The sequence below is a fragment of the Candidatus Sphingomonas phytovorans genome (assembly GCA_029202385.1).
Taxonomy (GTDB): Bacteria; Pseudomonadota; Alphaproteobacteria; order Sphingomonadales; family Sphingomonadaceae; genus Sphingomonas; species Sphingomonas phytovorans.
In genome coordinates, this window is record CP119314.1 from 162420 (window position 1) to 187216 (window position 24797).

At 64.9% G+C, this 24797-nt stretch carries 24 protein-coding genes, 1 tRNA gene and 1 pseudogene; 10 read left to right on the top strand and 16 right to left on the bottom strand.

Going from position 1 to position 24797, the window contains the following annotated elements; genetic code table 11:
* Positions 1–26 precede the first annotated feature (26 nt).
* Together P0Y59_00670 and P0Y59_00675 are read right to left on the bottom strand one after the other, a co-directional pair.
* Complete coding sequence (locus tag P0Y59_00670; protein WEK00246.1) at positions 27–1466, bottom strand: D-aminoacylase; 1440 nt, start codon at positions 1464–1466, stop codon at positions 27–29.
* Positions 1463–2077, bottom strand: coding sequence for an FMN-binding negative transcriptional regulator (locus P0Y59_00675; protein WEK00247.1), 615 nt, complete (start codon positions 2075–2077; stop codon positions 1463–1465). The genes P0Y59_00670 and P0Y59_00675 overlap by 4 nt, the downstream gene beginning before the upstream one ends.
* Before the next feature lie 154 nt (positions 2078–2231).
* Between P0Y59_00675 and P0Y59_00680 the strand changes: the two genes are divergently transcribed.
* Positions 2232–3224, top strand: a complete 993-nt coding sequence (locus P0Y59_00680; protein WEK00248.1) for a dipeptide epimerase — start codon at positions 2232–2234, stop codon at positions 3222–3224.
* Between the two features lie 104 nt (positions 3225–3328).
* A pseudogene (locus P0Y59_00685) lies at positions 3329–3454 on the top strand (transposase).
* A gap of 310 nt (positions 3455–3764) precedes the next feature.
* Here P0Y59_00685 and P0Y59_00690 read toward each other — a convergent pair.
* The 6 genes from P0Y59_00690 to P0Y59_00715 form a co-directional block, all read right to left on the bottom strand.
* Positions 3765–3840 (bottom strand) — tRNA-Glu (locus tag P0Y59_00690).
* 179 nt (positions 3841–4019) lie between these two features.
* Positions 4020–5783 carry a single-stranded-DNA-specific exonuclease RecJ gene (gene recJ / locus P0Y59_00695; GenBank protein WEK00249.1) on the bottom strand — a complete coding sequence of 588 codons (1764 nt, stop codon included), beginning with the start codon at positions 5781–5783 and terminating at the stop codon, positions 4020–4022.
* A gap of 82 nt (positions 5784–5865) precedes the next feature.
* Entirely contained in the window at positions 5866–7149 is a 1284-nt protein-coding gene (locus P0Y59_00700; GenBank protein ID WEK00250.1) for a glycosyltransferase, read from the bottom strand.
* A 31-nt stretch (positions 7150–7180) separates the two neighbouring features.
* A complete protein-coding gene (locus P0Y59_00705; protein WEK00251.1) occupies positions 7181–7879 on the bottom strand; it encodes a 2OG-Fe(II) oxygenase in 699 nt (232 codons plus the stop codon).
* Between the two features lie 96 nt (positions 7880–7975).
* The gene (locus tag P0Y59_00710) at positions 7976–8962 is read right to left on the bottom strand and encodes an RcnB family protein (GenBank protein ID WEK00252.1); all 987 of its coding nucleotides are present in this window, start codon (positions 8960–8962) and stop codon (positions 7976–7978) included.
* 107 nt (positions 8963–9069) lie between these two features.
* Positions 9070–9621, bottom strand: a complete 552-nt coding sequence (locus tag P0Y59_00715; GenBank protein WEK00253.1) for a (2Fe-2S)-binding protein — start codon at positions 9619–9621, stop codon at positions 9070–9072.
* 92 nt (positions 9622–9713) lie between these two features.
* Between P0Y59_00715 and P0Y59_00720 the strand changes: the two genes are divergently transcribed.
* Positions 9714–10514, top strand: coding sequence for a class III extradiol ring-cleavage dioxygenase (locus tag P0Y59_00720; GenBank protein ID WEK00254.1), 801 nt, complete (start codon positions 9714–9716; stop codon positions 10512–10514).
* A 34-nt stretch (positions 10515–10548) separates the two neighbouring features.
* Here the strand turns inward: P0Y59_00720 and P0Y59_00725 are convergent, their stop codons facing one another.
* The 5 genes from P0Y59_00725 to P0Y59_00745 all read right to left on the bottom strand — a co-directional run bounded on the left by P0Y59_00725 (position 10549) and on the right by P0Y59_00745 (position 16314).
* Positions 10549–11310: a class II aldolase/adducin family protein gene (locus P0Y59_00725; GenBank protein WEK00255.1), complete on the bottom strand. Its 762-nt coding sequence runs from the start codon at positions 11308–11310 to the stop codon at positions 10549–10551.
* Between the two features lie 73 nt (positions 11311–11383).
* Positions 11384–12523, bottom strand: a complete 1140-nt coding sequence (locus P0Y59_00730; GenBank protein WEK00256.1) for a CaiB/BaiF CoA-transferase family protein — start codon at positions 12521–12523, stop codon at positions 11384–11386.
* Positions 12520–13656, bottom strand: a complete 1137-nt coding sequence (locus P0Y59_00735) for a CaiB/BaiF CoA-transferase family protein (protein ID WEK00257.1) — start codon at positions 13654–13656, stop codon at positions 12520–12522. Before P0Y59_00735 ends, P0Y59_00730 begins: the two co-directional genes overlap by 4 nt.
* Before the next feature lie 64 nt (positions 13657–13720).
* Complete coding sequence (locus tag P0Y59_00740; protein ID WEK00258.1) at positions 13721–14905, bottom strand: acyl-CoA dehydrogenase; 1185 nt, start codon at positions 14903–14905, stop codon at positions 13721–13723.
* Positions 14906–15069: 164 nt separating this feature from the next.
* Positions 15070–16314 (bottom strand): TetR/AcrR family transcriptional regulator, encoded by a 1245-nt coding sequence (locus P0Y59_00745; protein ID WEK00259.1) that lies wholly within the window; start codon positions 16312–16314, stop codon positions 15070–15072.
* Between the two features lie 141 nt (positions 16315–16455).
* On the opposite strand from P0Y59_00745, the gene P0Y59_00750 reads away from it, so the two are divergent.
* The 5 genes from P0Y59_00750 (at position 16456) to P0Y59_00770 (ending at position 21571) form a co-directional block, all read left to right on the top strand.
* Positions 16456–17733 carry an acyl-CoA dehydrogenase family protein gene (locus P0Y59_00750; protein ID WEK00260.1) on the top strand — a complete coding sequence of 426 codons (1278 nt, stop codon included), beginning with the start codon at positions 16456–16458 and terminating at the stop codon, positions 17731–17733.
* A 100-nt stretch (positions 17734–17833) separates the two neighbouring features.
* The gene (locus tag P0Y59_00755; GenBank protein ID WEK00261.1) at positions 17834–18916 is read left to right on the top strand and encodes a Zn-dependent alcohol dehydrogenase; all 1083 of its coding nucleotides are present in this window, start codon (positions 17834–17836) and stop codon (positions 18914–18916) included.
* Between the two features lie 89 nt (positions 18917–19005).
* Positions 19006–19986 (top strand): phosphotransferase family protein, encoded by a 981-nt coding sequence (locus tag P0Y59_00760; protein ID WEK02456.1) that lies wholly within the window; start codon positions 19006–19008, stop codon positions 19984–19986.
* A 9-nt stretch (positions 19987–19995) separates the two neighbouring features.
* Positions 19996–20760 carry an SDR family oxidoreductase gene (locus tag P0Y59_00765; protein WEK00262.1) on the top strand — a complete coding sequence of 255 codons (765 nt, stop codon included), beginning with the start codon at positions 19996–19998 and terminating at the stop codon, positions 20758–20760.
* 10 nt (positions 20761–20770) lie between these two features.
* Positions 20771–21571, top strand: coding sequence for an SDR family NAD(P)-dependent oxidoreductase (locus P0Y59_00770; GenBank protein ID WEK00263.1), 801 nt, complete (start codon positions 20771–20773; stop codon positions 21569–21571).
* A 22-nt stretch (positions 21572–21593) separates the two neighbouring features.
* Here P0Y59_00770 and P0Y59_00775 read toward each other — a convergent pair whose 3' ends face one another.
* Positions 21594–22010: a helix-turn-helix transcriptional regulator gene (locus tag P0Y59_00775; protein ID WEK00264.1), complete on the bottom strand. Its 417-nt coding sequence runs from the start codon at positions 22008–22010 to the stop codon at positions 21594–21596.
* Positions 22011–22079: 69 nt separating this feature from the next.
* Between P0Y59_00775 and P0Y59_00780 the strand changes: the two genes are divergently transcribed.
* Both P0Y59_00780 and P0Y59_00785 read left to right on the top strand, forming a co-directional pair.
* Positions 22080–22337 (top strand): hypothetical protein, encoded by a 258-nt coding sequence (locus tag P0Y59_00780; GenBank protein WEK00265.1) that lies wholly within the window; start codon positions 22080–22082, stop codon positions 22335–22337.
* A 62-nt stretch (positions 22338–22399) separates the two neighbouring features.
* A complete protein-coding gene (locus P0Y59_00785) occupies positions 22400–22639 on the top strand; it encodes a hypothetical protein (protein ID WEK00266.1) in 240 nt (79 codons plus the stop codon).
* A gap of 114 nt (positions 22640–22753) precedes the next feature.
* Here P0Y59_00785 and P0Y59_00790 read toward each other — a convergent pair whose 3' ends face one another.
* A complete protein-coding gene (locus P0Y59_00790; protein ID WEK00267.1) occupies positions 22754–23644 on the bottom strand; it encodes an acyl-CoA thioesterase II in 891 nt (296 codons plus the stop codon).
* Positions 23644–24771 carry an acyl-CoA dehydrogenase gene (locus tag P0Y59_00795; GenBank protein ID WEK00268.1) on the bottom strand — a complete coding sequence of 376 codons (1128 nt, stop codon included), beginning with the start codon at positions 24769–24771 and terminating at the stop codon, positions 23644–23646. The genes P0Y59_00790 and P0Y59_00795 overlap by 1 nt, the downstream gene beginning before the upstream one ends.
* Between the last annotated feature and the right edge of the window lie 26 nt (positions 24772–24797).

Below are 24797 nucleotides of genomic sequence, written 5' to 3' on the forward strand. Positions count from 1 at the left end.
CTTCTCGTGCGGGGCGAGGGGAGGGCCTAACCCTCGCGCCTGAGCAGCCGTCCCGCGCACGCGCCGGTTGCCCCGTCCGCCTCGCGATAGGCGAGCCGCCCGTTGACCCATGTGGCGACGACGCCCTCCGACAAACGGGTCGGCGCCGCAAAGTCCGCCCGATCGACGATGCGCCCGGCGTCGAACAGCGTGAGATCGGCATAGGCTCCCTCCGTCAGCGTACCGCGATTAGCGATTCCGAAGGTGCGGGCGGTCAGCCCGGTCATCTTGTGGACGGCGGTCTCGATTGGAAACAGCCCGATATCGCGGGCATAGTGGCCGAGCACGCGCGGGAAGGTGCCCCATAAGCGCGGGTGCGGCCGTTCATCGTGCGGCAGGCCATCGCTGCCGATCATCGTCAGCCGGTGCGCCATGATGCGTCGCACCTCGCTTTCGTCCATCGAGAAATAAACCGCACCCGCCGGCACCAGTCGCGCCGCCGCCTCCTTGAGCGGAACCCGCCATTCGGTGGCGATCGCGGCGAGCGACTGCCCGGCGCGGTCCGGATGCGGCACAGACCAGCTCACCACCGTCTCGATATCGGGGCGGACCCATTCGGGCCGCAGCACGGTGCTGGATGCGGAATAGGGGTAGACGTCCAGGGCGATCGGATGATGCTCGGTGCAGGCGTCGATCATCGCAAGCGTCGCATGCGACTTGCCGAAATTCTCCGGAGCGGTGCATTTGTGGTGACTGATGACGATGGGCAGGCCGCCTCCCACGCCAATGTCGATCGCTTCGGCGACCGCTGCCTCCACCGCATCGCCCTCGTCGCGCAAATGAGTGACGTAGAGACCGCCGCGCGCCGCCGCGCATCTGGCCAGCGCAAGCAGTTCGGCCATTTCAGCGCCGCCGCCGGGAGCATACCACAGGCCTGTCGACAGACCCGCGCCGCCTTGGTCCAGCGCCTCGGCAAGCCGGGCCTCCATCCGGACGATCTCGCCGGCGGTCGCTGCGCGCCCGGTATCGCCGCCCATCGCCTCGATCCGCAAAGGCATGTGCCCAATCAGCGCCAGCGCATTCACCGCCGGCGGGGCTGCCGCGAGCTGCGCTGCGTAAGCGGCGAAGCTCGGGAAACGCCACCATCTCTCGTCGCCCAGCAGATCGAGCGGGGCAGGGGGGCGGTGATCGAAGGCGACCGGCGACAGGCTGATCCCGCAATTGCCGATCACCACCGTCGTGACGCCCTGGGATAGCTTGCACAGCATCGTTTCAGCGCCGCCGAGGATCAGGCGATCGTCATGGGTGTGGGCATCGATGAAGCCCGGCGTGAGGGTCAGCCCTGCCGCGTCGATCTCTTGCCGCGCCGAGCCGATGCGTCCGCCGACCGATACGATCCTGTCCGCTTCGATCGCGACATCGGCGACGATGCCCGGCGCGCCGGTGCCGTCGATCACCAGGGCATCGCGGATAGCGAGGTCGATCATCTGTCCTCTCCCAGCCGCTCGGCGTTTGCCGCTTTCATCCAGTGGATCAGGGCATCATCTTCCAGATGCTCGAGAGTCTCGCGCACCACTGGCGGGGACTCGTCCTGTGCCAGCTTGAATCGTGCATCGATCTTGGCGATCGTCGCGGTGAACCCGATGACCCGGTCGCGCAGTGCGGCATAACGGCGCGCGATCTCCGCCACACGCCACCGCCTCGGCCGCCCCTGCTCCATGCGATGGACCAGCAGGTTGATCGCGCGGTCGGTCATGTCCTCGCGGATCGCGATATCGGCGGTGAGCGTCGCGTTGATGTAAGCCCAGGTCGGCGCGGAATCGCGGTCCGCGTACCAGCTTGGCGAGATATAGGCGTTCGGCCCCTGGAACAGAATCGCGGCGCGGGGCCGATCGCGGAGGCGGGGCACCAGCGGGTTGCTACGCGCCATATGGCCGAGGAGGAGCATCGCGCCGTCTTCCTGCGGAAGGGGAAGCAACGGGAGCTGGCTGCTCACCACCTCGCCGGCCGGATCGATACTCACCAGCCACGCCAGCGGGTAGGCGTTCACCAGCGCGGCGATATCGTCCGCAGAGCGCGGTGCGAAGGGCGAATTCACTCGATGTGTCTCCAAACGTACGGGTCGGTCTGCACGCAGCCACATCGCGTGGGGCGCTGCTTTGCAATCCGACTGGCGAATTCGCGAAACCGCGCGCCGGACTGCAAAGTCCCGCCGCACCGCGCGGCTATTCGGGTGCTCAGGAGGACACGGGATGAAAGTGCATGCGCAAACCGAGCGATGGGAGATGGCGGAGCCGTTCCGCATCTCGGGCGAGACGTTCACTCATGCCGAGATCGCGGTGGTGACGATTGAGGATCGCGGCGTCATCGGCCGCGGTGAGGCCTGCGGCGTTTATTATCGAGGCGACACGTCGGCGCGCATCGTCGAGCAGGTGGCGATGCTTGCCCCCGCGTTGGCGGGCGGCGTGGATCGCGCCGAGCTTCAGCGCCTGTTGCCGGCTGGCGGTGCGCGTAACGCGCTCGACGCTGCGCTGTGGGAGGTTGAGGCAGGCCATGCCGGTAGGCCTGTGTGGCAGCTTGCGGGGCTGGCGATGGCGCGCCCGATTCCGACGGTGTTCACGATCGGCATCGGCACGCCGGCCGAGATGGCGCGCAAGGCGGCGGGCATGTCCCACGCTCGGTCGATCAAGCTGAAGCTCGAAGGCGGCGGCGAGGATGGTGATCGGGTGAGGGCCGTGCGCGCGGCGCGGCCCGATGCGGATATTTTTGTCGACGGCAATCGCGGTTTCGATCCGGACCGGCTCGACGCGATCATGCCGATCTTCCGGCAAGCCGGTATCGGGCTGATCGAACAGCCATTCGAGATCGGGCGCGATGCCGACCTTCGTCACGTCGATCGCACGATATCGATCGCCGCAGACGAAAGCGTTCAGGATATCGGTGATCTGGAGGGGCTGATCGGCCTGGCCGACTTCATCAACATCAAACTCGATAAATGTGGCGGCCTGACTCATGCGCTGGAAATGGAGCGGGCAGCGCGCGCCATGGGATTTGGTGTGATGGTCGGCAACATGACCGGGACGAGCTGGTCTCAGGCGCCTGCGTTCGTTCTCGGCCAGCGTTGTGACCTGTGCGATCTCGATGGACCTACTTTTCTAGCCCGTGATCGTGAACCGGGAGTCCGTTACGATAACGGGCTGATCTACTGCCCCGACGAAATATGGGGTGGCGGCAAGCGATCCTGAGCAGGCACGAGAGATCGTGGTGCATGAAAATTTCGGGAAGCCGCACGCCTTCCTGCGAACACCTGGGCTGTTTGCTGAAAGCTGGCCCGTCAGCGTTCCGATACCTCGAAAACGCCGGCACGCACCTACTCTATCTGCCGCCTTACAGCCCCGACTTCAATCCGATCGAGGAGGTCTTCTCCAAGATCAAAGGCCTCATACGCCAAATGAACCCCCGGTCCTTCGACGCCATCTGCGACGCCCTCAAAACCATCCTCTTCGTTCTGGTCCTTCTGATGCTCGCGAGGATGAACAGCAGGAGGGGAGGGCATGACGCACGGGTCCGGCTCTCGCGCGTGGAGATCGCCCGCCTCCGAGGCTTCATGTCACGGCGTTTTTATTTTCGCGGGAGGCTAAACAGGGGCAAAAGAGCCGAGGACGTGTCCCACGGGCACCCGAATCGGCCCACCCCGGCCCACGCAAAATGTGGGAACATTTGTGGTGTCAGTCCAGGTGCTTTTGCATTTTATCACGCAAAATCAATGCGATAAAGCGCTTGATTGGTGACCCCTACGGGAATCGAACCCGTGTTTCAGCCGTGAAAGGGCCGCGTCCTAGACCGCTAGACGAAGGGGCCATGTCCGGACGAACCGGGCGTGGGCGTGCCGGTTAGGGAAATGCCGGCCGCTGGTCAACCCATTGTGTGATCGAAATGACGATGACACGTCGTGCGCACCCCATCTGGGTCTGGATGGCGGGCATCGGTAGGGCAAGAATTGGCCTGATAATGCGGCATTAAAGCCCCAGACTGAACACCTAGTCCGCCCATGCCGCATCATCGAGATGGAGCTCTGCCGCGGGTTTCGCACCCCAATCGTCGATTCGCGCACGCCCGGCGAGCCACAGGCGACGATGCGGCGGCGCGCCGAGCAGCGCCGCGCCCAGCGCGGTTTCGGCCTGCCGAAAGGCGACCGTCTTGAGCACACGCCCGTCATCGCCGCTGACGATCGCGCGGACATGGCCGTTGCCGACGATATCCGCCTTCACGATCCGAACTGGCCCCGCGACGACACGGGGCTGGGGCCAGCCCATGCCATAGGGGCCGCCTGCATCCATCGCCTGCACCAGCGCCGGGGTGATGCCACCCGCCGTCAGCAACGCGTCGAGCAGCAACGCGCGATCGCCGATCGATCGGGTGACGGCGGCGTCGAGGCGGTCCTCCAGGAAATCGGCGAAAAGATCGAGCTGGTCTTCCGCGATGGTCAGGCCAGCCGCCATCGCGTGCCCGCCGCCCGCGAGGAGCAGGCCGCTATCCTTGGCGGCCAGAACCGCCGCGCCCAGATCCACGCCCGGGATCGACCGGCCCGATCCCTTGCCGACCCCATGTTCATCAAGTGCGATCACCAGCGAGGGGCGCCCGAATTTCTCCTTGAGCCGCCCGGCGACGATGCCGATCACGCCAGGATGCCAGCCGCGCCCGGCAACGACCATCACCGCGCGGTTGCCCTTGGCGCCTGCAAGGGCCTCCGCGGCTTCCTGTACCAGGGCTTCAATCGCGCGGCGTTCCTCGTTCAGGCGATCCAGTTCAGCCGCGATGCTGGCCGCCTCGGCCGGATCGCGCGTGGTGAGCAGGCGGACGCCGAGATCGGACTTGCCGACTCGCCCGCCCGCGTTGATTCGCGGTCCAAGCGCAAAGCCGAGATCGGTCGCGGTCGGCGCACGGGTCAATCGCGAGGCGGAGATCAGTGCGTTGAGGCCGATGTTGCGACGCTGGGCCATCACCTTCAGGCCCTGCGCGACGAAGGCGCGGTTGAGCCCCTTGAGCTGCGCGACATCGGCAACCGTGCCGAGCGCGACGATATCGAGCAGGTCGAGCAGGCGCGGCTCGGTCCGGCCGTCGAAAAAACCACGCGCCCGCAACAGCCGGATCAGTGCCGCGCCCAGCAGGAAGGCGACGCCGACCGCGGCGAGATGGCCGAACTCAGCGCCTTCGGTCTCGTCGAGCCGGTTGGGGTTCACCAGCGCATGGGCATGGGGCAGGGCGGCGGCACATTTATGGTGGTCCACCACGACCACGTCCACGCCGGCGACGCGGGCCATCTCCAGCGCCTCGAAAGCCTGCGCGCCGCAATCGACGGTGACGATCAGGCTCGCACCCTCTTCCTTCAGCCGAACCAGCGCTTCGCCCGAGGGGCCATAGCCTTCCATGAGACGGTCGGGGATATAAGCCCGCGCTTCCAGTCCCAGATCGCGCAGCAACAGGATCATCAGCGCCGCTGAGGTCGCCCCGTCAACGTCATAGTCGCCGAAGATGGTGACCTTCTCGCCAGTCTGGACGGCGTCGGCCAGCCGCTCGGCGGCGCGGTCCATGTCGCGGAAGATCGAAGGATCCGGCATGAAGCCGCGGATGCTCGGCGCCTTGTGTGCGTCCAATGCCTCGCGCGGGCAGCCACGGGCAAGCAGGAGCTGAGTCACCAGATCGTCGGGTGCAAAGCCGGGATCGCGCGCGTCCGCTTCAAGCATGCGCCAGCGCCAGGGCTGGCCAAGGATCGATCGGGTGATGTTCAGTACAGTGTTCACCACCTCGCTCTGGCACATTTTGCCATGGCTGGAACAGGGGCCGAAGCCGATTACGATTCCGCCGCCACTGAAAACGGCTTTCTCAGGAAGCGGTGAAGAGCCGCTCTATCGCGATCGCTGCCGCCTCTGCACCGTCTTCCGGCCTGACGCGTGTTCCTATCCGCTCGGCTTCAGTCCGATACTCTGGCGTGTCGAGCAGGGAGGCTATCATTGGAGCTGCCCTGCGAGCGTTGAAGCGGCGTGCCTTGAGGACAAGCCCGAGGCCCATCTTGCGGATGCGGTGTGCGTTGTCCGCCTGGTCTCCCATATGCGGTACCACGAGTTGCGGCTTGCCTGCCCGCAGCGCCTGGCCGGTCGTGCCGATGCCCCCGTGGTGAATGATGACGGCCGCCCGCGGGAACAGTGTTGAATGTGGCGCATAGGGCCGGACCAGGATGTCGCCGCTGGAACGCAGGCTGGTCTTCTCGCCGGTCAGCAGCACCGCGCGCGCGCCGAGCAATTTGGCGGCCGCTGCTGCCTCTTCGTAAAAGTCGCCCGGTGCGTAAACGGCGAACGAGCCAAGCGTGAACACCAGCGGTGGTGGCCCATCGGCCAGAAATGCCTCGAGCTCGGGGTCCGGCGCTTCGGTATCGCCGCCCTGGCTGTCATAGACCGGAAAGCCGACGATCTCGGTATTGGCGGGCGCATCTTTCTGGGGCGGGCCGAATACGGGCGAATAGCAGCAAAGGGTCAGCGCGGTTTTTTTGCTGACGTCGAACATCGACGGGTCGCATGCCGGGCCCAGGCCGTGGTGCGCGCGGACTTCGTCGATCTTCCGACCATAACGGAACCGGAGGACCTTGCGCATGAAGCCATAGGCGAGCCGGTTCCACCTGACGCCGATCGGGCCGCCCGGTGCCTGGATCAGCATCCAGAAATCCGATGTCTTTGGCGGCGTGTGAACCGAGAGGATCGCCATCGGCTGAAGAATCACCGATACGAGCGGCACGCGCCGCTTCTCGGCGATGATCGGCGCGCCGAACACGAACAGTGAGCCGACCATCACGTCAACGCCGCCGACCACGTCATCCAGGGCGGCGGTGCTCGATTCGAGCCAGGGCAGCAGGACCTGCTCGAGCAGATAGGTCTGGTCGGCCATGACGCGCTTGACGGCGTCGTCCTCGCCAAGGCCCATTCGTTTGCGGATCTCATCGAAGCTCGGCAGCACCGCGACGGCATCCAGCCCGGCGGCGCGAGTCTTTGCGACATGGTCTTCCGGCACCGCCAGAACGGGGTGGTGTCCGCGCCGCTGGAGCGCGAGGCCGATGGCGATGAACGGATGAAGGTCGCCCAGTGTACCAACGGTCGTAAGCAGGATTTTGCGCATGGTAACTTGTCGACACTCGGCTCGCGCCGCCTTACTGCTTTAGCCAGCTCCGTTCGCGGAACCACTTGGTGACGATATATTTCGTGCCCTTCACTACCGGCATGCCTTCATGCAAGGTGAATTCGTTGGGGCTGCCATCCAGGTTCATGTTGTTCCAGGCAAGCAGCAGCCCGCGCTTCGGTGCGACCCGGATACCGGCCTGGGGAAACCAGGTCGCGCCGCCCTCCTCGACATTGTTGAGATAGATCATCGCTGTCCAGGTGCGCTGCCCGCCACTGGCCTTCATCGCTTCCCAATAATGCTGGCCCTCGTGGAAGAAATCATGATGTGCGCGGAACTGCTGGCCCGGGGCATAGCGCTGTCCCTGCATCGTTTCGCCATTGGCTGGATCGAGTCCGAGCAACGCCGCGATCGATTCGTCGATCGGACGGACGGAGGGTGACCAACGGTCCATGTCGCAGCTCTCGCTGGTGCGGAAGCTCGTGTCGCCCGATTCGGACAGCAAGGTCGACGGGCGCCGATTCGAATCGATCAGCCGCATGAGCGCCGTGCACTGGGCCGGTGTCAGGAAATCCTGATGGTAATAGACCTGGGCCTTTTCCACATTGGCGCGTTTCGCGGCGGGGTTCGTATCGAGCCGGCGCGATACCGTTTCGCCGGCCAGCTTGCGGATCGGGGAGGGGCCGCCCGGTTTTTTCGGGAGGACTGGTTTCTTCGAAAACAGGGACATCACCTTTTCAGTCTGCCGTCGCGCCCGCAAAAGACAATCCGCAAAAGACAAGGGGCCCGGCGCCATGACAGCCGGGCCCCTCACTTCGCGGCCGTCCTACCAGAAGATGTCGTACACCGTATCGACCACCTGGCCGCTGTAGATGTCGACGAGCAGCGCATCGTTATAATAGCGCACCCAGCGATAGGGGCCATAAGCCGGTGGCAGGCCGTAATAGTCCGGACTGTCGATCCAGTAATTCTGCTCGAACAGGATCGTGTTCAGTGTGATGCCTATCCCAAACCGGCGATAGCCGTAGCTCCAGCCATAGGGCGCGTAGTAGCGCGGCAGGTGGTAATTGTTGCGATAGCGATCGCGACGCGAACGCCAGTCGTAACGATTGTCGTTGCGCCAGCCACGGTTCCAGTTGCGGCCGTCATTGCCGCGCCAATTGCCATCGCGACCGTTATTGCTCCGCCAGTTGCCGTCGTTCCGGCCATTGTTTCCGCGCCAGTTGCCGTCATTGCCGCGACCGTCATTGCCACGCCAACTGCCGTTGCCGCGGCCGCCATTGTCGTTGTTGCGCCAGTCGCGGTTGCCGTCGCCGTGGCCCGGCTGCCAGTCGCCCCGGCCGCCGGGGCGGCCGCCATTCGTCTGGGGCGGTTGCGGCTGCTGGCCGCCGGGCACGACTGCACCGCCGCCCCGGCCGTCTCCCCGGTTGCCGCCGCGGAAATCCGGGCGGCCGTCGCCCCCACCGCCACGAACATCGGGGCGGCCTTCGCGATTGCCGTCGCGCGGGAATGTCTGCGGGTTGAACGGCGGGCGCTGTGGTTGCGGCTGTCCCTCGACCTGGGGCGGCTGGTTGCGCCCGCCCTGCCAGTTGCCGCGACCGCCGCGGTCGCCGCCCCAGCCACCGCCGCCATTGGCGGGGCGTTCGGCGCGGGGCGGTTGCTGCGGTTGCTCGGCAGGTCGCGGCTGGGGATTCGCCTGGCGTTGCTCGGCGCGCTCCACACGCCGATCGTCGCGTCGCGAATCCTGCGCTGATACGGCCGCCGGCACAATCGCCGTCGCTGCCAGAAGCGCGATGATGAAAGAGGTACGCATCTCAGTCCTTCCGGTACGCGGGCGCATGATCGGCCCGATCGATGCAGCGGTTTGCGCTTTTGGCGATGACCGGTTTCTGAATTGGGGTGACAGCCTTGCGAAAGGATTCACCGACCCTGTCCGCCGCCCGGGGTCAGTGCCGGCACCAGTCTGGCGGCACTGGCCGGATCGATGCCGGGTGATGCGCCCGCGTCGATCGTCTCATCCCCGCGCTGGACTCGCGCGGCTCGCATCACCGCCTCGACGATGCGCGGATAGACCCCGCAACGGCACAGATTGGTGATCGCCTCCTTGATGTCATCCTCGGAGGGGTTGCGGTTCTTCTTGAGCAGTACCGCCGCGGCCATGACCATGCCGGGGATGCAGAAGCCGCATTGCGGCACGTTGTTCGCAATCCAGGCGAGCTGGACCGGATGGGCCCGCTCACGTGACAGGCCTTCGATCGTGGTGACGAAACTGCCTTCGATCGCGCCGATCGTTGCCTGGCAGGAGCGCACTGCCTCGCCATCGATATCGACGGTGCAGGCGCCGCATTCGCCATTCCCGCAGCCATATTTGGCGCCCGTCAGGTTCGATGCGTCACGCAGTGCCCAGAGCAAGGGTGTCTTCGGGTCCATCTTGTACTGGACGGGCTGATTGTTGACGGTGAAGCGGGTCATGGACGAAGCTTACGGGAAAGGTCGGTGATGGGAAACGGCGTGTTTCCGACCACGCGATTGCGACCAGGCGAGGCCAGGCCGATATCCGTGGCATGACGCTTCCCACTCTCTTCGTCCCGCATGGCGGTGGTCCCTGTTTCTTCATGGACCCGGCAGGCGGTCCGTCCGATCCGATGTGGCAGCCGATGCAGGCTTACCTTGCCGGGCTGCTCGCCTCCCTTCCCGAACGTCCAAAGGCAATCCTGATGGTGTCCGGCCACTGGGAGGAACCCGAGGTGACCCTGCACATGGGGGATGGCCAGCCGCTGTTGTACGATTATTATGGCTTTCCGGAGCACACTTACCGCTTGCGCTGGGACGCGTCCGGCGCGCCGGACGTTGCCCGCCGTGCCGGGACGCTGCTGCGAGGCGCTGGATTCCCCGTGCGGGAGGAGTCGGCGCGGGGCTGGGACCACGGCGTGTTCATCCCCATGATGGTCATGGTGCCCGGGGCGGATATCCCGCTTGTTCAGATGTCGTTGCGCAAGGATCTTGATCCCGCGGCACATATCGCGATCGGTCGGGCCCTGGCGCCGCTGCGTGACGAGGGCGTGCTGATCGTGGGGTCGGGTATGAGTTTCCACAACCTCCGCGCCCGCGGACCACAGGTCACTCCGGTGGCCGACGAGTGGGATAAGGCGCTGACGCGGGCGGTGACCGATCCCGACCCTGCCGCCCGCGCCGATCGCGTCGCGCGCTGGGAGGAATTGCCCCATGCCCGGTTCGCGCATCCCGAGGCGGAACATCTGCTGCCGCTGATGGTCGCGCTCGGCGCAGGTGGGGATGGTCCGGCGGTGCTGGACTATTCGGACCATGTGCTCGGCTGGGCCGTCTCGGGCTACCGCTTCGGCTGATCCTCCGCGGGCGAGCTCGGGGAAGTAGGAAAGATCAATTCCGCCAGCTCGTGTCGGTCTTGTCGACCAGGCGCACCATCGCGTCGAAATCCGCTTTTCCTGCGCCGCCGGGAATCTGGACCTGATGCAAGTCGCGCTGATGTACCGCGACCACTTCGGGCGAGACTTCGATCGGGGTGCCCATGCCGGCGGTGGCGACCTGGATCTCGCAGGCGCGCTGCAGCGACCAGTGCTTGATGAACGCCTCGGGCAGGGTCCGGCCCATGACCAGGATGCCGTGGTTCTTCAGCAGCATCACCCGCTTGTCGCCGAGATGCTCGAGCAGACGCTCGCCCTCCTCGTCGCGCACCGTGACGCCCTCGAAATCATGATAGGCGATCTGGCCGATGAAGTTGCACGCATAGAAATTGGTCGCGCGCAGTCCGCCTTCGACCGAGCTGACCGCCATGCCCGCCGTGGTGTGGGTGTGCATGATGCAGTGCGCGTCGGGCAGATGGCGATGGAACAGCGCGTGCTGGACGAAGCCGGCGCGATTTACCGGATAGGGGCTGTCGTCGAGCTTATTGCCGTCGATGTCGATCTTGACCAGGCTCGAAGCGGTGACCTCGCTGAAATGCAGCCCGAAAGGGTTGATCAGGAACGCGCCTTCTTCCCCCGGGATTTTCAGCGTGATGTGGTTGTAGATCATCTCGGACCAGCCGAGCATCGCGAACACCCGATAGCAGGCGGCGAGCTGCTGGCGCGCCTCCCATTCGGCTTCGCTCATCTGCGAATTGCGAAGGACGGCGGTGGCCATGGCGTTTTCTCCTATGGGTTCTTCTTTGCAACCCATATCGCATGACCGCGCCGGGCAGGCAATGCGCGCGCTGTCATCCGTCGCCCATTGCGCCCGCTTCATGGAGCGCGGCGATCTCGTCTCCGCCAAAGCCGTACTCGGCAAGGATCGCGTCGGTTTCAGCCGGGCGCGCCATGGCCGGCGGCACGGTGCCACTCACCGAATAGCGCGGGGCAGGAGCCGGCTGGACAACGCCCCCCGCCTCCACAAAGGTGGCCCGCGCCACATTGTGCGGATGCGCCGCCGCTTCGTCGAAGCCCAGCACCGGGGCGAAGCAGGCCTCATGCCCGGCAAAGGCCTCAACCCATTCAGCCTGGGAACGGGTCTTGAACCGCAGTGCCAGTTCGTCCTTGAGTTTCGGCCATGTCGCAGGCGCGAACTGCGCGTCCCATTCAGGGCCGTCGAGTCCCGCCACTGCCCGCAACGTCGCGTAGAATTGTGGTTCGATCGCGCCGACCGCCACCCATTTCCCGTCGGCGGTCTGATAGGTACCGTAGAAATGCGCACCGCCGTCGAGCAGGTTGGTGCCGCGATCATTCCCCCAGCGACCCGTCGCGCGGAAGCCCCACATCATGCTCATCAGCAACGCTGATCCGTCGGTCATCGCGCAGTCGACCACCTGGCCGCGCCCGGTCGCCTGGGCCTGCAGGATCGCGGCGAGCATGCCGAAGGCGAGCATCATGCCACCGCCGCCGAAATCGCCGACCAGGTTGATCGGCGGCATCGGCTTCCCGCCGGCCTCCCCGAAGGCGTGGAGCGCGCCCGAGATCGCGATATAGTTGATATCGTGCCCGACATCCGCCGCCATCGGCCCGGTCTGGCCCCAGCCGGTCATGCGGCCATAAACGAGTTTCGGATTGTCGGCGAGCAGCGGCTCCGGCCCGAGACCCAGTCGTTCCATCACACCGGGACGGAAGCCTTCGATCAACCCGTCGCAATCCCGTGCGAGGCGACGCGCGGCGAGAACGGCTTCGCGCTTCTTCAGGTCGAGCGCGATCGTCCGGCGCGACCGCAGCAGCGGGTCCTTCGCCGCGACCTGCAATGCGCTGCCCTCGCCGGGACGTTCTATACGGATCACCTCGGCACCATGGTCGGCCAGCATCATCGCGCAGAAGGGGCCGGGTCCGATCCCCGCAATCTCCAGGATGCGCAAGCCGGCCAGCGGTGGGGTCATCCGGGATCGTCCTGTCCTAGCATGGGTGCCGCGCGGTCGAGCGCGAGCGGAGATTCCGAGAATCTGATGGGCGTGCGCAGGCCGGGCAGGGACATGCCGTCCCGGTCGAGCGTGAGCGCCATGCCGCGGTGGATCACCTGCGGATCGGCAAATGCCTGGGCGACGGTGTTGATCGGACCGGCCGGCACGCCGACCGCCTCGAGCGTGGCGAGCAGTGTGTCGCGCTGGTACTGCGAGGTCGTGTCGCGGATCGCCGCGAACAGCGGTTCGCGATGCTCGAGCCGCCCGGCATTGGTGGCGAAGCGGGGATCGGCCTTGAGGCTGGCGAGACCGAGCGCATCGCAGAACCGGACGAACTGCCCGTCATTGCCCACCGCGAGGATGAACCAGCCATCGCTGGTCGGAAACACGGCATAGGGCGAGACGTTCAGATGTGCGTTGCCGAGCCGGGGCGGCGTCTGGCCGCTGACGAAGAAATTCATCGCCTGGTTGGCGAGCACGCCGACCATCGTGTCGAGCAGGGCCATGTCGATCTGCTGCCCGCGCCCGGTCTTCTCGCGATGGGCGAGGGCGGCCTGGATCGCGATCACCGAATAGAGCCCGGTCATGATGTCGGCAAAGGCGACGCCGACCTTTTGCGGCGCGCCGTCCGGTTCGCCGGTCAGGTCCATGATGCCGCTCATGCCCTGGATGATGAAGTCATATCCAGCGCGGCTGGCATAGGGCCCGTCCTGGCCGAAGCCGGTGATCGAGCAATAGACGAGGCGCGGGTTGATCGCGCTGAGGCTGGCATAGTCGAGCCCGTATTTGGCGAGACCGCCGACCTTGAAATTCTCGATCAGCACGTCCGCATCAGCGACCATGCGCCGCACTTCGGCTTGCCCCTCGGGCGTGCGGAAATCGAGGATGACCGATTTCTTGCCGCGATTGGTCGCGTGGAAATAACCCGCGTCGCGGCTGCCGTCCGGATTCTCGACGAACGGCGGGCCCCAGGTCCTTGTGTCGTCGCCCTCGGGGCTTTCGACCTTGATCACTTCCGCGCCGAGGTCGGCCAGCGTCTGTCCCGCCCATGGCCCGGCGAGGATTCGGGCGAGCTCGATCACCTTCAGACCGGTGAGCGGAGGCTGGCTCACCGGGCTCCCACCCGCTCTTCTTCCCTGGCCTTCGTCCGGGAAGAGCGGGAAAGTGCGCTCAGGCTCAAAACGCAGCGATCCCGGTGATCGCCCGGCCCAGGATCAGCGCGTGGACGTCATGCGCGCCTTCATAGGTATTGACCGTCTCCAGGTTCATCAGGTGGCGCATGACCTGATATTCGCCTGAAATGCCGTTGCCGCCATGCATGTCGCGGCTCATCCGTGCGATATCGAGCGCCTTGCCGACATTGTTGCGCTTCACGATCGAGATCATTTCGGGGGCGAACCTGCCCGCGTCCATCAGCCGCCCGACGCGAAGCGACGCCTGAAGCGCGAGCGCGATCTCGGTCTGCATGTCGGCAAGCTTCTTCTGATAGAGCTGGTTCGCCGCGAGCGGCTTGCCGAACTGCGCCCGGTCAAGCCCGTACTGCCGCGCCGCATGGAAACAGAATTCAGCGGCCCCCATCGACCCCCAGCTGATCCCGTAGCGCGCGCGGTTGAGGCAGCCGAACGGTCCCTTCAGGCCCTGCACATCGGGCAGCAGCGCGTCCTCGCCGACCTCGACATCGTCCATCATCACCATGCCGGTGATCGAGGCGCGCAAGGACAGCTTGCCCTCGATCTTCGGCGTGCTCAGACCCTTCATGCCCTTTTCAAGCACGAAGCCGCGAATGCCGCCGCCATGCTCGTCGGACTTGGCCCAGATCACGAAGACATCGGCGATCGGCGCATTGGAGATCCAGGTCTTGGAACCCGAGAGACGATAGCCGTTCGCCGTCTTGACCGCGCGCGTCTTCATGCCGCCCGGGTCGGATCCGGCATCAGGTTCAGTCAGGCCGAAACAGCCGATCCATTCGCCGGTCGCGAGCTTGGGCAGATATTTCCGCTTCTGCTCCTCCGAGCCATAGGCATGGATCGGATACATCACGAGGCTCGACTGGACGCTCATCATCGAGCGATAGCCCGAATCGACCCGCTCCACTTCGCGCGCGACCAGGCCATAGGCCACATAGGATGCGCCGACACCGCCATATTCCTCGGGCACGGTCGGGCCGAGCAGGCCAAGCGCGCCCATCTCGCGGAAGATCGACTCGTCGGTCGTCTCGTTGGCAAAGGCATCGATGATGCGCGGCGCAAGCCTGTCCTGTGCATAGGCCCGCGCCGTGTCGCGGATCATCCGCTCGTCATCTTCGAGCTGGTCGTCGAGGAAAAAGGGGTCTGCCCAGTCGAATGCGCCCATGCCGGCCATTGATAACTCCTGCTGCGCATCCTTGGCGCGATTTCATTTTTACCGTTCGTGTCGAGTAGAGACCGAGCTTGTCGAGGGCTCGAATCGAGACACATATGTTCCCTCGATATGCCATCTCGACAGGCTCGATGGCTACTCGGGACGAACGGGGGTGGTGGGGCGGCTCATAAATCGAGCACCCGATCGTCGAACAGCCCGAACGCCAGGGTCGAGGCGTAGAAGGCGATAGCCTTCTCGCGTGGCATGGTGCTTGCCCATTTGCGCATGTCGAAGGCCGCATTCTGCAATGCCATCAACGCCTGCGACGCGACCAGCGCATCGACTGGCCGGATCGATCCTTCGGCGATCCCGTCCATCATCGTGCCGGCATAGCGTCGCGCGATCCGGTTGGAGCGTTCGACCATCGCCCGGCGTACCGTGCGCGGCAGGCCCGACAGTGCGGTGGTCCGCAGCAACGGCCCGCGTTCGGAGAATTGAATGTCGAGCAGGGTGGCGATGGTGCCGGTCAGCCGGTGCCAGTGGCTGCCCCTGCGTTCGTCAGCAAGTTGCTGCGCGTCGGCGATCGTGTCGAAGCTGCGCCTGTAGCAGGCGATGACCAGATCATCCTTTGCGTCCAGGTGATGGTAGAAGCTACCCTTGGTGACGTTCAGCTCGGATGCGATCTTCTGCACCGATGCCCCGCGATAGCCCAGTTCGTTGATCAGGCGGGTCGCGGCGAGGAGGAAGGCTTCGCGCCCGGGCTCGGGCTCGTCATGCTCCAGGTCGATCAGGTCGGGCGCCCAATTCTGCTTCGGCCCGGCGATGCCGTGTTCGAACACATCCATCAGCCGGTCTTCGATCCGGCCGAACTGGTCGAGCTCGTACCGGACCAGCCACATCGGCAGCCAGAAGGTGTTCTCGAGCAGCACGTGCGCGCGCGCGCCATGCAGGTCGGTCTGGGCGCGGCTGGCGGCGGGCCCCCACAGGCTGCGGGTCGTGCGGAACACGCGCTGCCAGCCAGCCAGCAGGCGGCCGCGCACCGGTTCCTCCATCGCGCGAAGATCGGACAGGACTGCGAAGGCCTGTTCCTCGCCCTGTTCGATTCGCGCGAAGCGTTCCATGTTGAGCGCGAGATAATGGGCGACTCGCGCTTGCGGCGTCGCCTTGGTCAGCGATTCGTCGAGCATCGCCTGCAGCCTTTCGAGCGTATGCTCGAAACAGGCGGCCGCCAGATCCTCCTTGCGCTTGAAATAGTAAGTGACGCTGGTGGTGTTCAGCCCCACGCGCCGGGCCACGTCCGCGAAGGTCATGCCTTTCGCGCTCTGTTCGTTGATTGCTTCGGCGGCGGCGGCGAGAATCGCGTCCCGCTTGGCGCGGAACCGCTTCGTGCCTGCCTCCTCCTCCCCCTGGACGTCTTCGGCAGCTTGCATGAGCCAAACTGTAACATCTTCTTTTCGAAGAGACAGTGTTTTTTCTATGCGCCTGTATGACGGCAATTTCAGCCGCAAAGGCGCTTTACCGAAAACGCGGTACGGTCTAACGCCGATGGAAAGAGCGATGGAGGATGCATCATGGATTTCACGCTGAGCGAGCGCGAGACCTATTTTCGGGACCGCGTGAAGACCTTCATCGACCAGAATATCCGCCCCCGCCAGGACGAGTACCATCGGCAGGAACATGAAGGCGAGCGCTGGAAGGTCATCCCGGTGATCGAGGAGATGAAGGTCAAGACCAAGGAGGCGGGCCTCTGGAATTTCTTCATGCCGCCGCACTCCGGCCAGCGCCACGTCGACGACAGTTTCGAGTTCGAGGGCACGCAGCTCACCAACCTCGAATATGCGCTTTGCGCCGAGGAGATGGGCAAGGTCGGCTGGGCGTCGGAATGCTTCAACTGCTCGGCGCCCGACACGGGCAATATGGAGGTTCTTCATCGCTACGGTACGCTGGAGCAGAAGGAGCAATGGCTTCGCCCGCTGATGAACGGCGAGATCCGTTCGGCCTTCCTGATGACGGAGCCGGCGGTCGCATCGTCCGACGCGACCAACATCGAAACGCGCATGGAGCGCGACGGCGATCATTATGTGATCAACGGCCGGAAATGGTGGTCCTCGGGCGTCGGAGACCCGCGCTGCAAGGTCGCGATCGTAATGGGCAAGACCAACCCGGAAGGGTCGCGCCACAGCCAGCAGAGCCAGATCCTGGTGCCGATGGACGCGCCCGGCGTGAAGATCGAACATATGCTGACTGTCTATGGCTATGATCATGCGCCGCATGGCCATGGCCAGGTGTTGCTCGAGAATGTGCGCGTGCCGGTCGAGAATCTCCTGCTTGGCGAAGGGCGGGGGTTCGAGATCGCGCAGGGGCGCCTTGGGCCGGGCCGTATCCATCACTGCATGCGCACTATCGGCGTGGCCGAGGTCGCGATCGAGGCGATGGCCAAGCGGCTGCTTACCCGAGTCGCTTTCGGCAAGCGCATCGCTGATCATTCGATCTGGGAACAGCGCATCGCCAAGGCGCGCATCGATATCGAGATGACGCGCCTCCTCTGCCTTAAGGCCGCCGATATGATGGACAAGGCCGGCAACAAGTCCGCCCAGCTCGAGATCGCGATGATCAAGGTGGCGGCACCGACCATGGCGCTGCAGATTCTCGACGATGCGATCCAGGCGCATGGCGGCGGTGGTGTCAGCCAGCATTTCGGGCTCGCCCATGCCTGGGCGGCGATGCGTACCCTGCGCTTCGCCGACGGCCCGGACGAGGTCCATAATCGCGCGATCGCCCGCAACGAATTCGGGAAATATGCCGACCTGCCGGAGGCGGTGGCCGCCAAGGAAGCGGTGCGCCGGTAATCTTACCGTCTCCCCGGACCCGGTCCGGGAGCCACTCATCCACTCGCGCTTGCGGCGCGGTGGACCCCGGACCAGTCCCCGGGGTGACGAAAGGAAGAATGTGAAAGCCGCAGTCCTTTTCGAACCGAAGACGCCACTCCGTATCGAGGAGATCACCGTCGCTAACCCCGGTCCGCGCGAAGTGCTGATCCGTACCGTCGCGGTCGGGGTGTGCCGGTCGGACCTGCATTTCGTCGACGGCGCCTATCCGCACCCGCTGCCGACCATCCCAGGCCATGAGGCCGCCGGTATCGTCGAGGCGGTCGGCAGTGACGTTTCGACGGTCAAGGTCGGCGACCATGTCGTGACCTGCCTGTCGGTGTTCTGCGGGCATTGCGAGTTCTGCGTCACCGGACACATGTCATTGTGCGTCGATCCCAGCGTACGCCGCCCCAAGGGCGCGCCGCCGCGTCTGATGATGGGCGACCAGCCGATCGCCCAGATGCTCAACCTATCGGCCTATGCCGAGCAGATGCTGGTCCATGAGCATGCCTGTGTCGCGATCGATCGTGACATGCCGCTTGACCGTGCCGCGCTGATCGGCTGCGCGGTGACGACGGGCGCCGGCGCGGTGTTCAACACTTCCGACGTGACCCCGGGCGAGACAGTGTGCATCGTCGGCTGCGGCGGCATCGGCCTTGCCGCCGTCAATGCCGCGAAGATCGCCGGCGCCGGCAAGATCATCGCGCTCGATCCGGTGCCGGAGAAGCGCGCGCTGGCCGAGAAGCTCGGCGCGACTCATTCGATCGATGCGCTGGCCGATACGGCGGCGGATCAGGTCGTCGAGATCAGCAAGGGCGGCGTGCATCACGCCATCGAGGCAGTGGGCCGGCCGCAATCGGCGGCGACGGCGGTGAAGGTCCTGCGCCGCGGCGGCACCGCGACGATCCTCGGCATGATGCCGCTGGCCGAGAAGGTCGGGCTCTCCGCGATGGACCTGCTCGCGGGCAAGAAGCTTCAGGGCGGATTGATGGGGTCGAACCGCTTTCCGGTCGATATCCCGCGCCTGGTCGATTTCTACATGCGCGGGCAACTCGACCTGGACACGATCATTGCCGATCGCCTGCCGCTGGAGAGGATCAACGATGCGTTCGACGACTTGCGGAAAGGCGATTCGACCCGGTCGGTGATCACCTTCGCATGACCGCGCGGGAAGACGCGAACGTGACGATGGTGGGGACCATCCCTGTCCCCCAGGACGACACGATCGATCCACGGGCGGTCGAACGCTGGATGGGGCGCAACACGCCGGGCTTTGCCGGCCCGGTTACCCTGTCCAAGTTCAAGGGCGGCCAGTCCAACCCGACCTACCGTGTCGATACGCCCGGAAAATCCTATGTCCTGCGACGCCAGCCTTTCGGCAAATTGCTGCCCTCGGCTCATGCGGTCGACCGCGAATACCGGTTGATCGCCGGGCTCCACCCGACCGGCTTTCCGGTGCCCGCGCCGTTCGGCCTGTGTCAGGATCCGGACGTGATCGGCTCGATGTTCTACATCATGGAACTGGTCGAGGGGCGCAACCTGTGGGACGGCTCGCTGCCGGGCATGGCACCGGAGGATCGGCGCGACATCTACAATGCGATGGTCGATACGCTCGCGGCGCTCCACAACACGGACTATGTCGCGGCCGGCCTCGGCGACTATGGCAAGCCGGGCAATTATTTCGAACGTCAGGTCGCGCGCTGGACCAAGCAGTATCGCGCGTCCGAGACCGAGCACATGCCCGATGTCGAGGCGCTGATCGAGTGGCTGCCACGCACGCTTCCCGAGCAGACGCGTACCTCGATCGTGCACGGCGACTATCGCATCGACAACATGATCTTCGCCGGCGGCGAGGCCCGGGTGATCGCGGTGCTCGACTGGGAATTGTCGACGCTTGGCGATCCTCTCGCCGACTTCTCCTATTTCCTCATGAACTGGGTCACCCAGCCTGAGGGGCGCTCCGGCGTGATGGGGCTGGCCGGGCCGGAAACCGGCATCCCTACGATCGAAGACATCGTCGCACGCTATTGCAGGGCGACGAAGCGCGACGGGGTGCCGCAGCTCGACTGGTATTTCGCCTACAACCTCTTCCGCCTGACCGGCATCGTCCAGGGCATCAAGAAGCGTATCGTCGACGGCACCGCCTCAAGCGCCCAGGCGGCGAAAACGGCTGAGCGCGTGCCCGGACTTGCGGCGGCGGCATGGGGCTTTGCGCAAAAAGCGGGCGCCTAGGAGAGAGCGATGTCGCAGTTCGACCTGACCGGAAAGGTCGCCATCATCACCGGCTCCTCAAAAGGGATCGGCAAGGCAAGCGCCTTCGAGCTGGCCGAACATGGCGCAAAGGTGGTCATCTCAAGCCGCAAGCAGGATGCCTGCGACGAGGTGGCGGCTGAAATCAACGCGAAATATGGCGACGGCTCGGCGATCGCGGTCGCCGCGAATATCTCCGACAAGGCGGGATTGCAGAACCTGGTCGACGAAACGCGACGCGCCTTCGGCCAGGTCGACGTGCTGGTCTGCAACGCCGCGTCCAACCCCTATTACGGCCCGCAGGGGGGTATCGCCGACGATCAGTTCCGCAAGATCCTCGACAACAACATCATCTCCAACCACTGGCTGGTCTCCATGGTCGCGCCCGAGATGCGCGCGCGGAAGTCAGGATCGATCGTCATCATCTCCTCGATCGGCGGGTTGCGCGGGTCGCCGGTGATCGGTGCCTATTGCATCTCGAAGGCGGCCGACATGCAGCTTGCCCGCAACCTCGCGGTCGAGTTCGGGCCGGACAATGTCCGGGTGAATTGCATCGCCCCCGGCCTGATCAAGACCGACTTCGCGCGCGCGTTGTGGGAAGACGAGAAGCTGGCCGAGCGCCGCAACGCCGCCACCCCGCTACGTCGCATCGGCAATCCCGAGGAGATCGCCGGCGGGGTCGTGTTCCTCGCCTCGGCCGCGAGCAGCTTCATGACCGGCCAGACGATCGTGATCGATGGTGGCGTGACGATCTAGGAGAAGAGAAATGGCAAGGTTCACCGGCAAATCGATCATCGTCACGGGCGCGGGGTCGGGCATCGGCCGGGCCGCCTCGCTCCTCTTTGCCAGCGAAGGCGGGCAGGTGATCGCGGCTGACAAGTCCGACGCGGTGTTCGAGACCGCCGACATGATCGACAAGGCGGGCGGCACCGGCCACGCCATCCAGATCGATGCGGGTAGCGAAGAGGATGTGATCCGCGCGGTCGCGGTCGCGTGCGAATATTATGGCGGGCTGGACGTGATGTTCGCCAATGCCGGCATCTCGGGCGGCATGGCCAATATCTTCGATACCGACGTGGCGCTGATCACCGAAGTTCTGCGCGTGAACCTGATCGGGCCCTATGTCGCGATCAAGCACGCAGCGCCCAGGATCGCCGAGCGTGGCGGCGGGGCGATCGTGCTGACCGCAAGCGTCGCCGGCATCCGCTCGGGGGCGGGCAGTCCCGCCTATTCGGCGTCGAAGGCCGGGGTGATCAACCTCGCGATGGTCTCCGCGCAACAGCTTTCCGGATCGAACGTCCGGGTCAACGCCATCTGCCCCGGCCTTACCGAGACCGGCATGACCAAGCCCACGTTCGATTATGCCCGTGAGGCCGGCAAGCTCGACCGCGTGGGGCGCCTGAACCCGCTTCGCCGTGGCGCGCAGCCTGAAGAACTGGCCAAGGTCGCTGCCTTCCTCGCCTCTGATGACGCAAGCTATGTCAACGGTCAGGCGATCGCGGTGGATGGCGGGCTGTCGTCGAGCCATCCGGTGATTCGCCAGGAATATGGCAAGACGGCAGTCTAGACGGAGACATCGCTCCGGTGGTTCAGCCGTCGCCTTCGCCTCTGAAATCCCGGCGCGAATCGTGGAGCGTGCGCGACGGGCGTTCTACCTGCGCCGGGTCCGCGTCCTGAACCGCTCCCGTGAGGATCGCCAGCATCATGACGATGGCATCCCGCTCCCGCGTGTCGAGCTTATCGAACATGTCGACCAGCTGGCGTTCCTCGCCCTCCCGGCTGCCATCCCCGCGCCGGCCCGTAAGGACATATCCTATGTCGACGCTATGGCCGGCCAGTCGATACAGATATTCGACGGTCGGTGCTGTCTTGCCGGTCTCGTAGGAAACCTGACTATTCTTCTTCACGCCTCCCAGAACCGCAAACTCCTGCTGGTTGGAACCAGTAAGAATCCGCGCTTCGCGCAGCCGTTCGCCAAACCGGCGAAGTTGTTCGTCGCCCTTCATGATGTCTTGCTAGGCACGAAATTTCGGTATAAGTTCGAAATATCGTCCCATAATTGGCGGCATGGTGTGATGTTGTTTGCAGGAATGCACAAGGAAGACGTCAAGGCCGTGCTGCGAAAGAGGTTCGGGTCCGTCGCCGCATTCGAGCGGGCGCATTCGCTTGCCGCCCAGTCAGTGTCCGAAATCTTTCGGGGAAGGCCGAGCAAGCGCACGAGCGATGCCGTCGAGCGGGTGCTGCGCGAGGAAGTGGGGGTGGCCGAATCCATAACTTCGGTTGATACCGGCGCACCGCCGGCATTTCATCGTCTAAATGTCGAGAACCGCTAGGCATGGTGATACTTCACGAAAACGACCCGAATGACGGCCCGCTCAGCGCCGATGAAAAAGGGATGTTGCGCGCACTGCATCGCGGCTGGCGATTCAGCGTCGATACGCACGGCGAACGCGCACTCGTCCGTCGCGGGCTGGTCACCCTGGGCGACTGGTCGCTTGGTATGATCGTGTTTCACGATATGCCCTTTCTGACCGAGCATGGCGCAAGGATCGCCGCGCGGCTGGTCGCGGAAGAGATGGGTGAGCGTCGTCGCTTCCCGCGTGGATTTGCCGTCATCCAAGGCGGGTTGGCCTGATAGGCCCGAACGATCGACAGCTTCGGCGCGGGCTACGGCGTTGAAGTACGCGGGTTCTATCGGCCCGTCGAATGCGCTGGGCGAACCTGACTGAAGTGTTCCTCTAAAGGCCGATTACTCGCGCAGCCGCATCAGTCCTTCCTGCGCCACGCTGGCCACCAGCCTGCCGTCGCGACTGTAGATCCTGCCGCGGTTGAAGCCGCGGGCATGGCCGGCCCAGGGGCTGTCGCAGGAATAGAGCAACCAGTCGTCGGCACGGAATTCCTCGTGCAGCCACAGCGCATGGTCGAGGCTGGCGGTCTGCACATTGTGCGTCATCCAGTTGATGCCGTGCGCCAGCATCGACGTGCCGAGCAGCGACATGTCCGACGCATAGGCCAGGATCGCGCGGTGCATGGCGGCATCGTCGCCGATCGGGGCGACCAGACGGAACCAGCTGTCCTGCTTCGGCTCCTGTTTGACCGGCCTGAACCAGCTTCGCGGATGAACCGGGCGGATCTCGATCGGCCGCGACCGAAGCATGTGCCGCCGGAACTTCTCCGGGATATCGTCGATCATCTCGCGGCGGAGCTCGATATCGGATTTCAGTTCGTCCGGCCCCGGCACATCGGGCATTTTGTGCTGATGGTGCAGCCCTTCCTCGGGAATCTGGAAGCTCGCCGCCATATTGAGGATCGGCTGGCCCTGCTGCATCGCGATTACGCGCCGAGTCGCGAAGCTGCGGCCTTCGAAATCGCGCACCACGCGGAAGATGATCGGGAAATCTTCGTTCCCCGGCCGCATGAAATAGGCGTGGAGCGAGTGCGCGATCTTGGGCGCGTCGGTCGATCGCTGCGCTGCCTGCAGCGCCTGGGCGATCACCTGTCCCCCGAACACGCGGCCTACGCCGCCCGGCTGACGCTTGCCGCGATAGAGATCGGTATCGATCTCCTCGATTTCGAGGAGATCGACCAGGCCCTGGGCGAGCGCTTCGGGCGGCATATCGGGTGGCGTGTTGAGGTCCATCAGTAACCCGCCGCTCGTGCGAGCTTGTCGGCATGGAAATTTGCATCGCCGAACATCTCGGCCAGGACGCGCGCCCGCTTCATGTAGAAGCCGATATCATATTCGTCGGTCATGCCGATGCCTCCATGCATCTGCACGCCCTCCTGCACGCTGAGCGTCGTGGCGAGCGCGGTCATCGCCTTCGCGACCGACACGGCTGGATCCGCCTTTTCGTCCGATGCATCGAGCAACTGTTGAGCCTTGAGCACCGCGGCGCGGGCAACCTCCATCTCCGAATAGAGATGGGCGGCGCGATGCTGCAGTGCCTGGAAGCTGCCGATCGTCACGCCGAACTGCTTGCGCTCCTTGAGATAGGACACGGTCATGTCCATCGCCCCGCCGCCGACGCCGAGTAGTTCGGCCGAGGCACCGGTGCGCCCGGCGGCAAGCAGCCGCCCGAGCGGATCGCGGCCGGCATCGACCTCGCCGATCACCGCATCAGCGGTCAGTTCGACATTGTCGAACTCGAGACGCGCAGCGATGCTCGAATCGGCGAGCCGTTCGGCCTCGGCGGTCAGTCCGGCCGCGCCCTTCTCGACCGCGAACAGGGTGATGCCGTTTGAATCGTCGGCCGAACCGGCAGTACGCGCGGCGACGATGATCAGGTCGGCCACGTGACCATGAGTGACGAACTGCTTCTTGCCGGACAGGCGGAAGCCATTGCCCGATCGCTCGGCTTTTAGTGCGACGCTGTCGCGATGCTTCGCGCTCTCGTCGAGCGCCAGCGCGGCCACGGTCTCGCCGGCCAGGATGCCGGGATACCAGCGGTTCGCCTGGGCGCTGCCCTTCAACGCTTCGACCGCCGCGACGGCGGTGGTCAGAAAAGGGGAGGGAGAAAGGTTGCGACCGATCTCCTCAAGCACGATTCCGGCATCGACATGGCCGAGCCCAAGCCCGCCCGCGTCCTCGCCGATCAGGATGCCGGTGAAGCCCATCTCGGCAAAGCTCTTCCACAGGTCGCGCGAAAAACCCGCCGCATCCTTGTCGTCGCGCAGCCTGCGCATGTGTGAGACGGGCGCATGCTCGGCAACGAAATCGCGAGCGGTATCGCGGAGCATCGTCTGTTCGTCGTTCAGATAGAGAGGCATTCAAAATCTCCCTCTCCCCTGTGGGG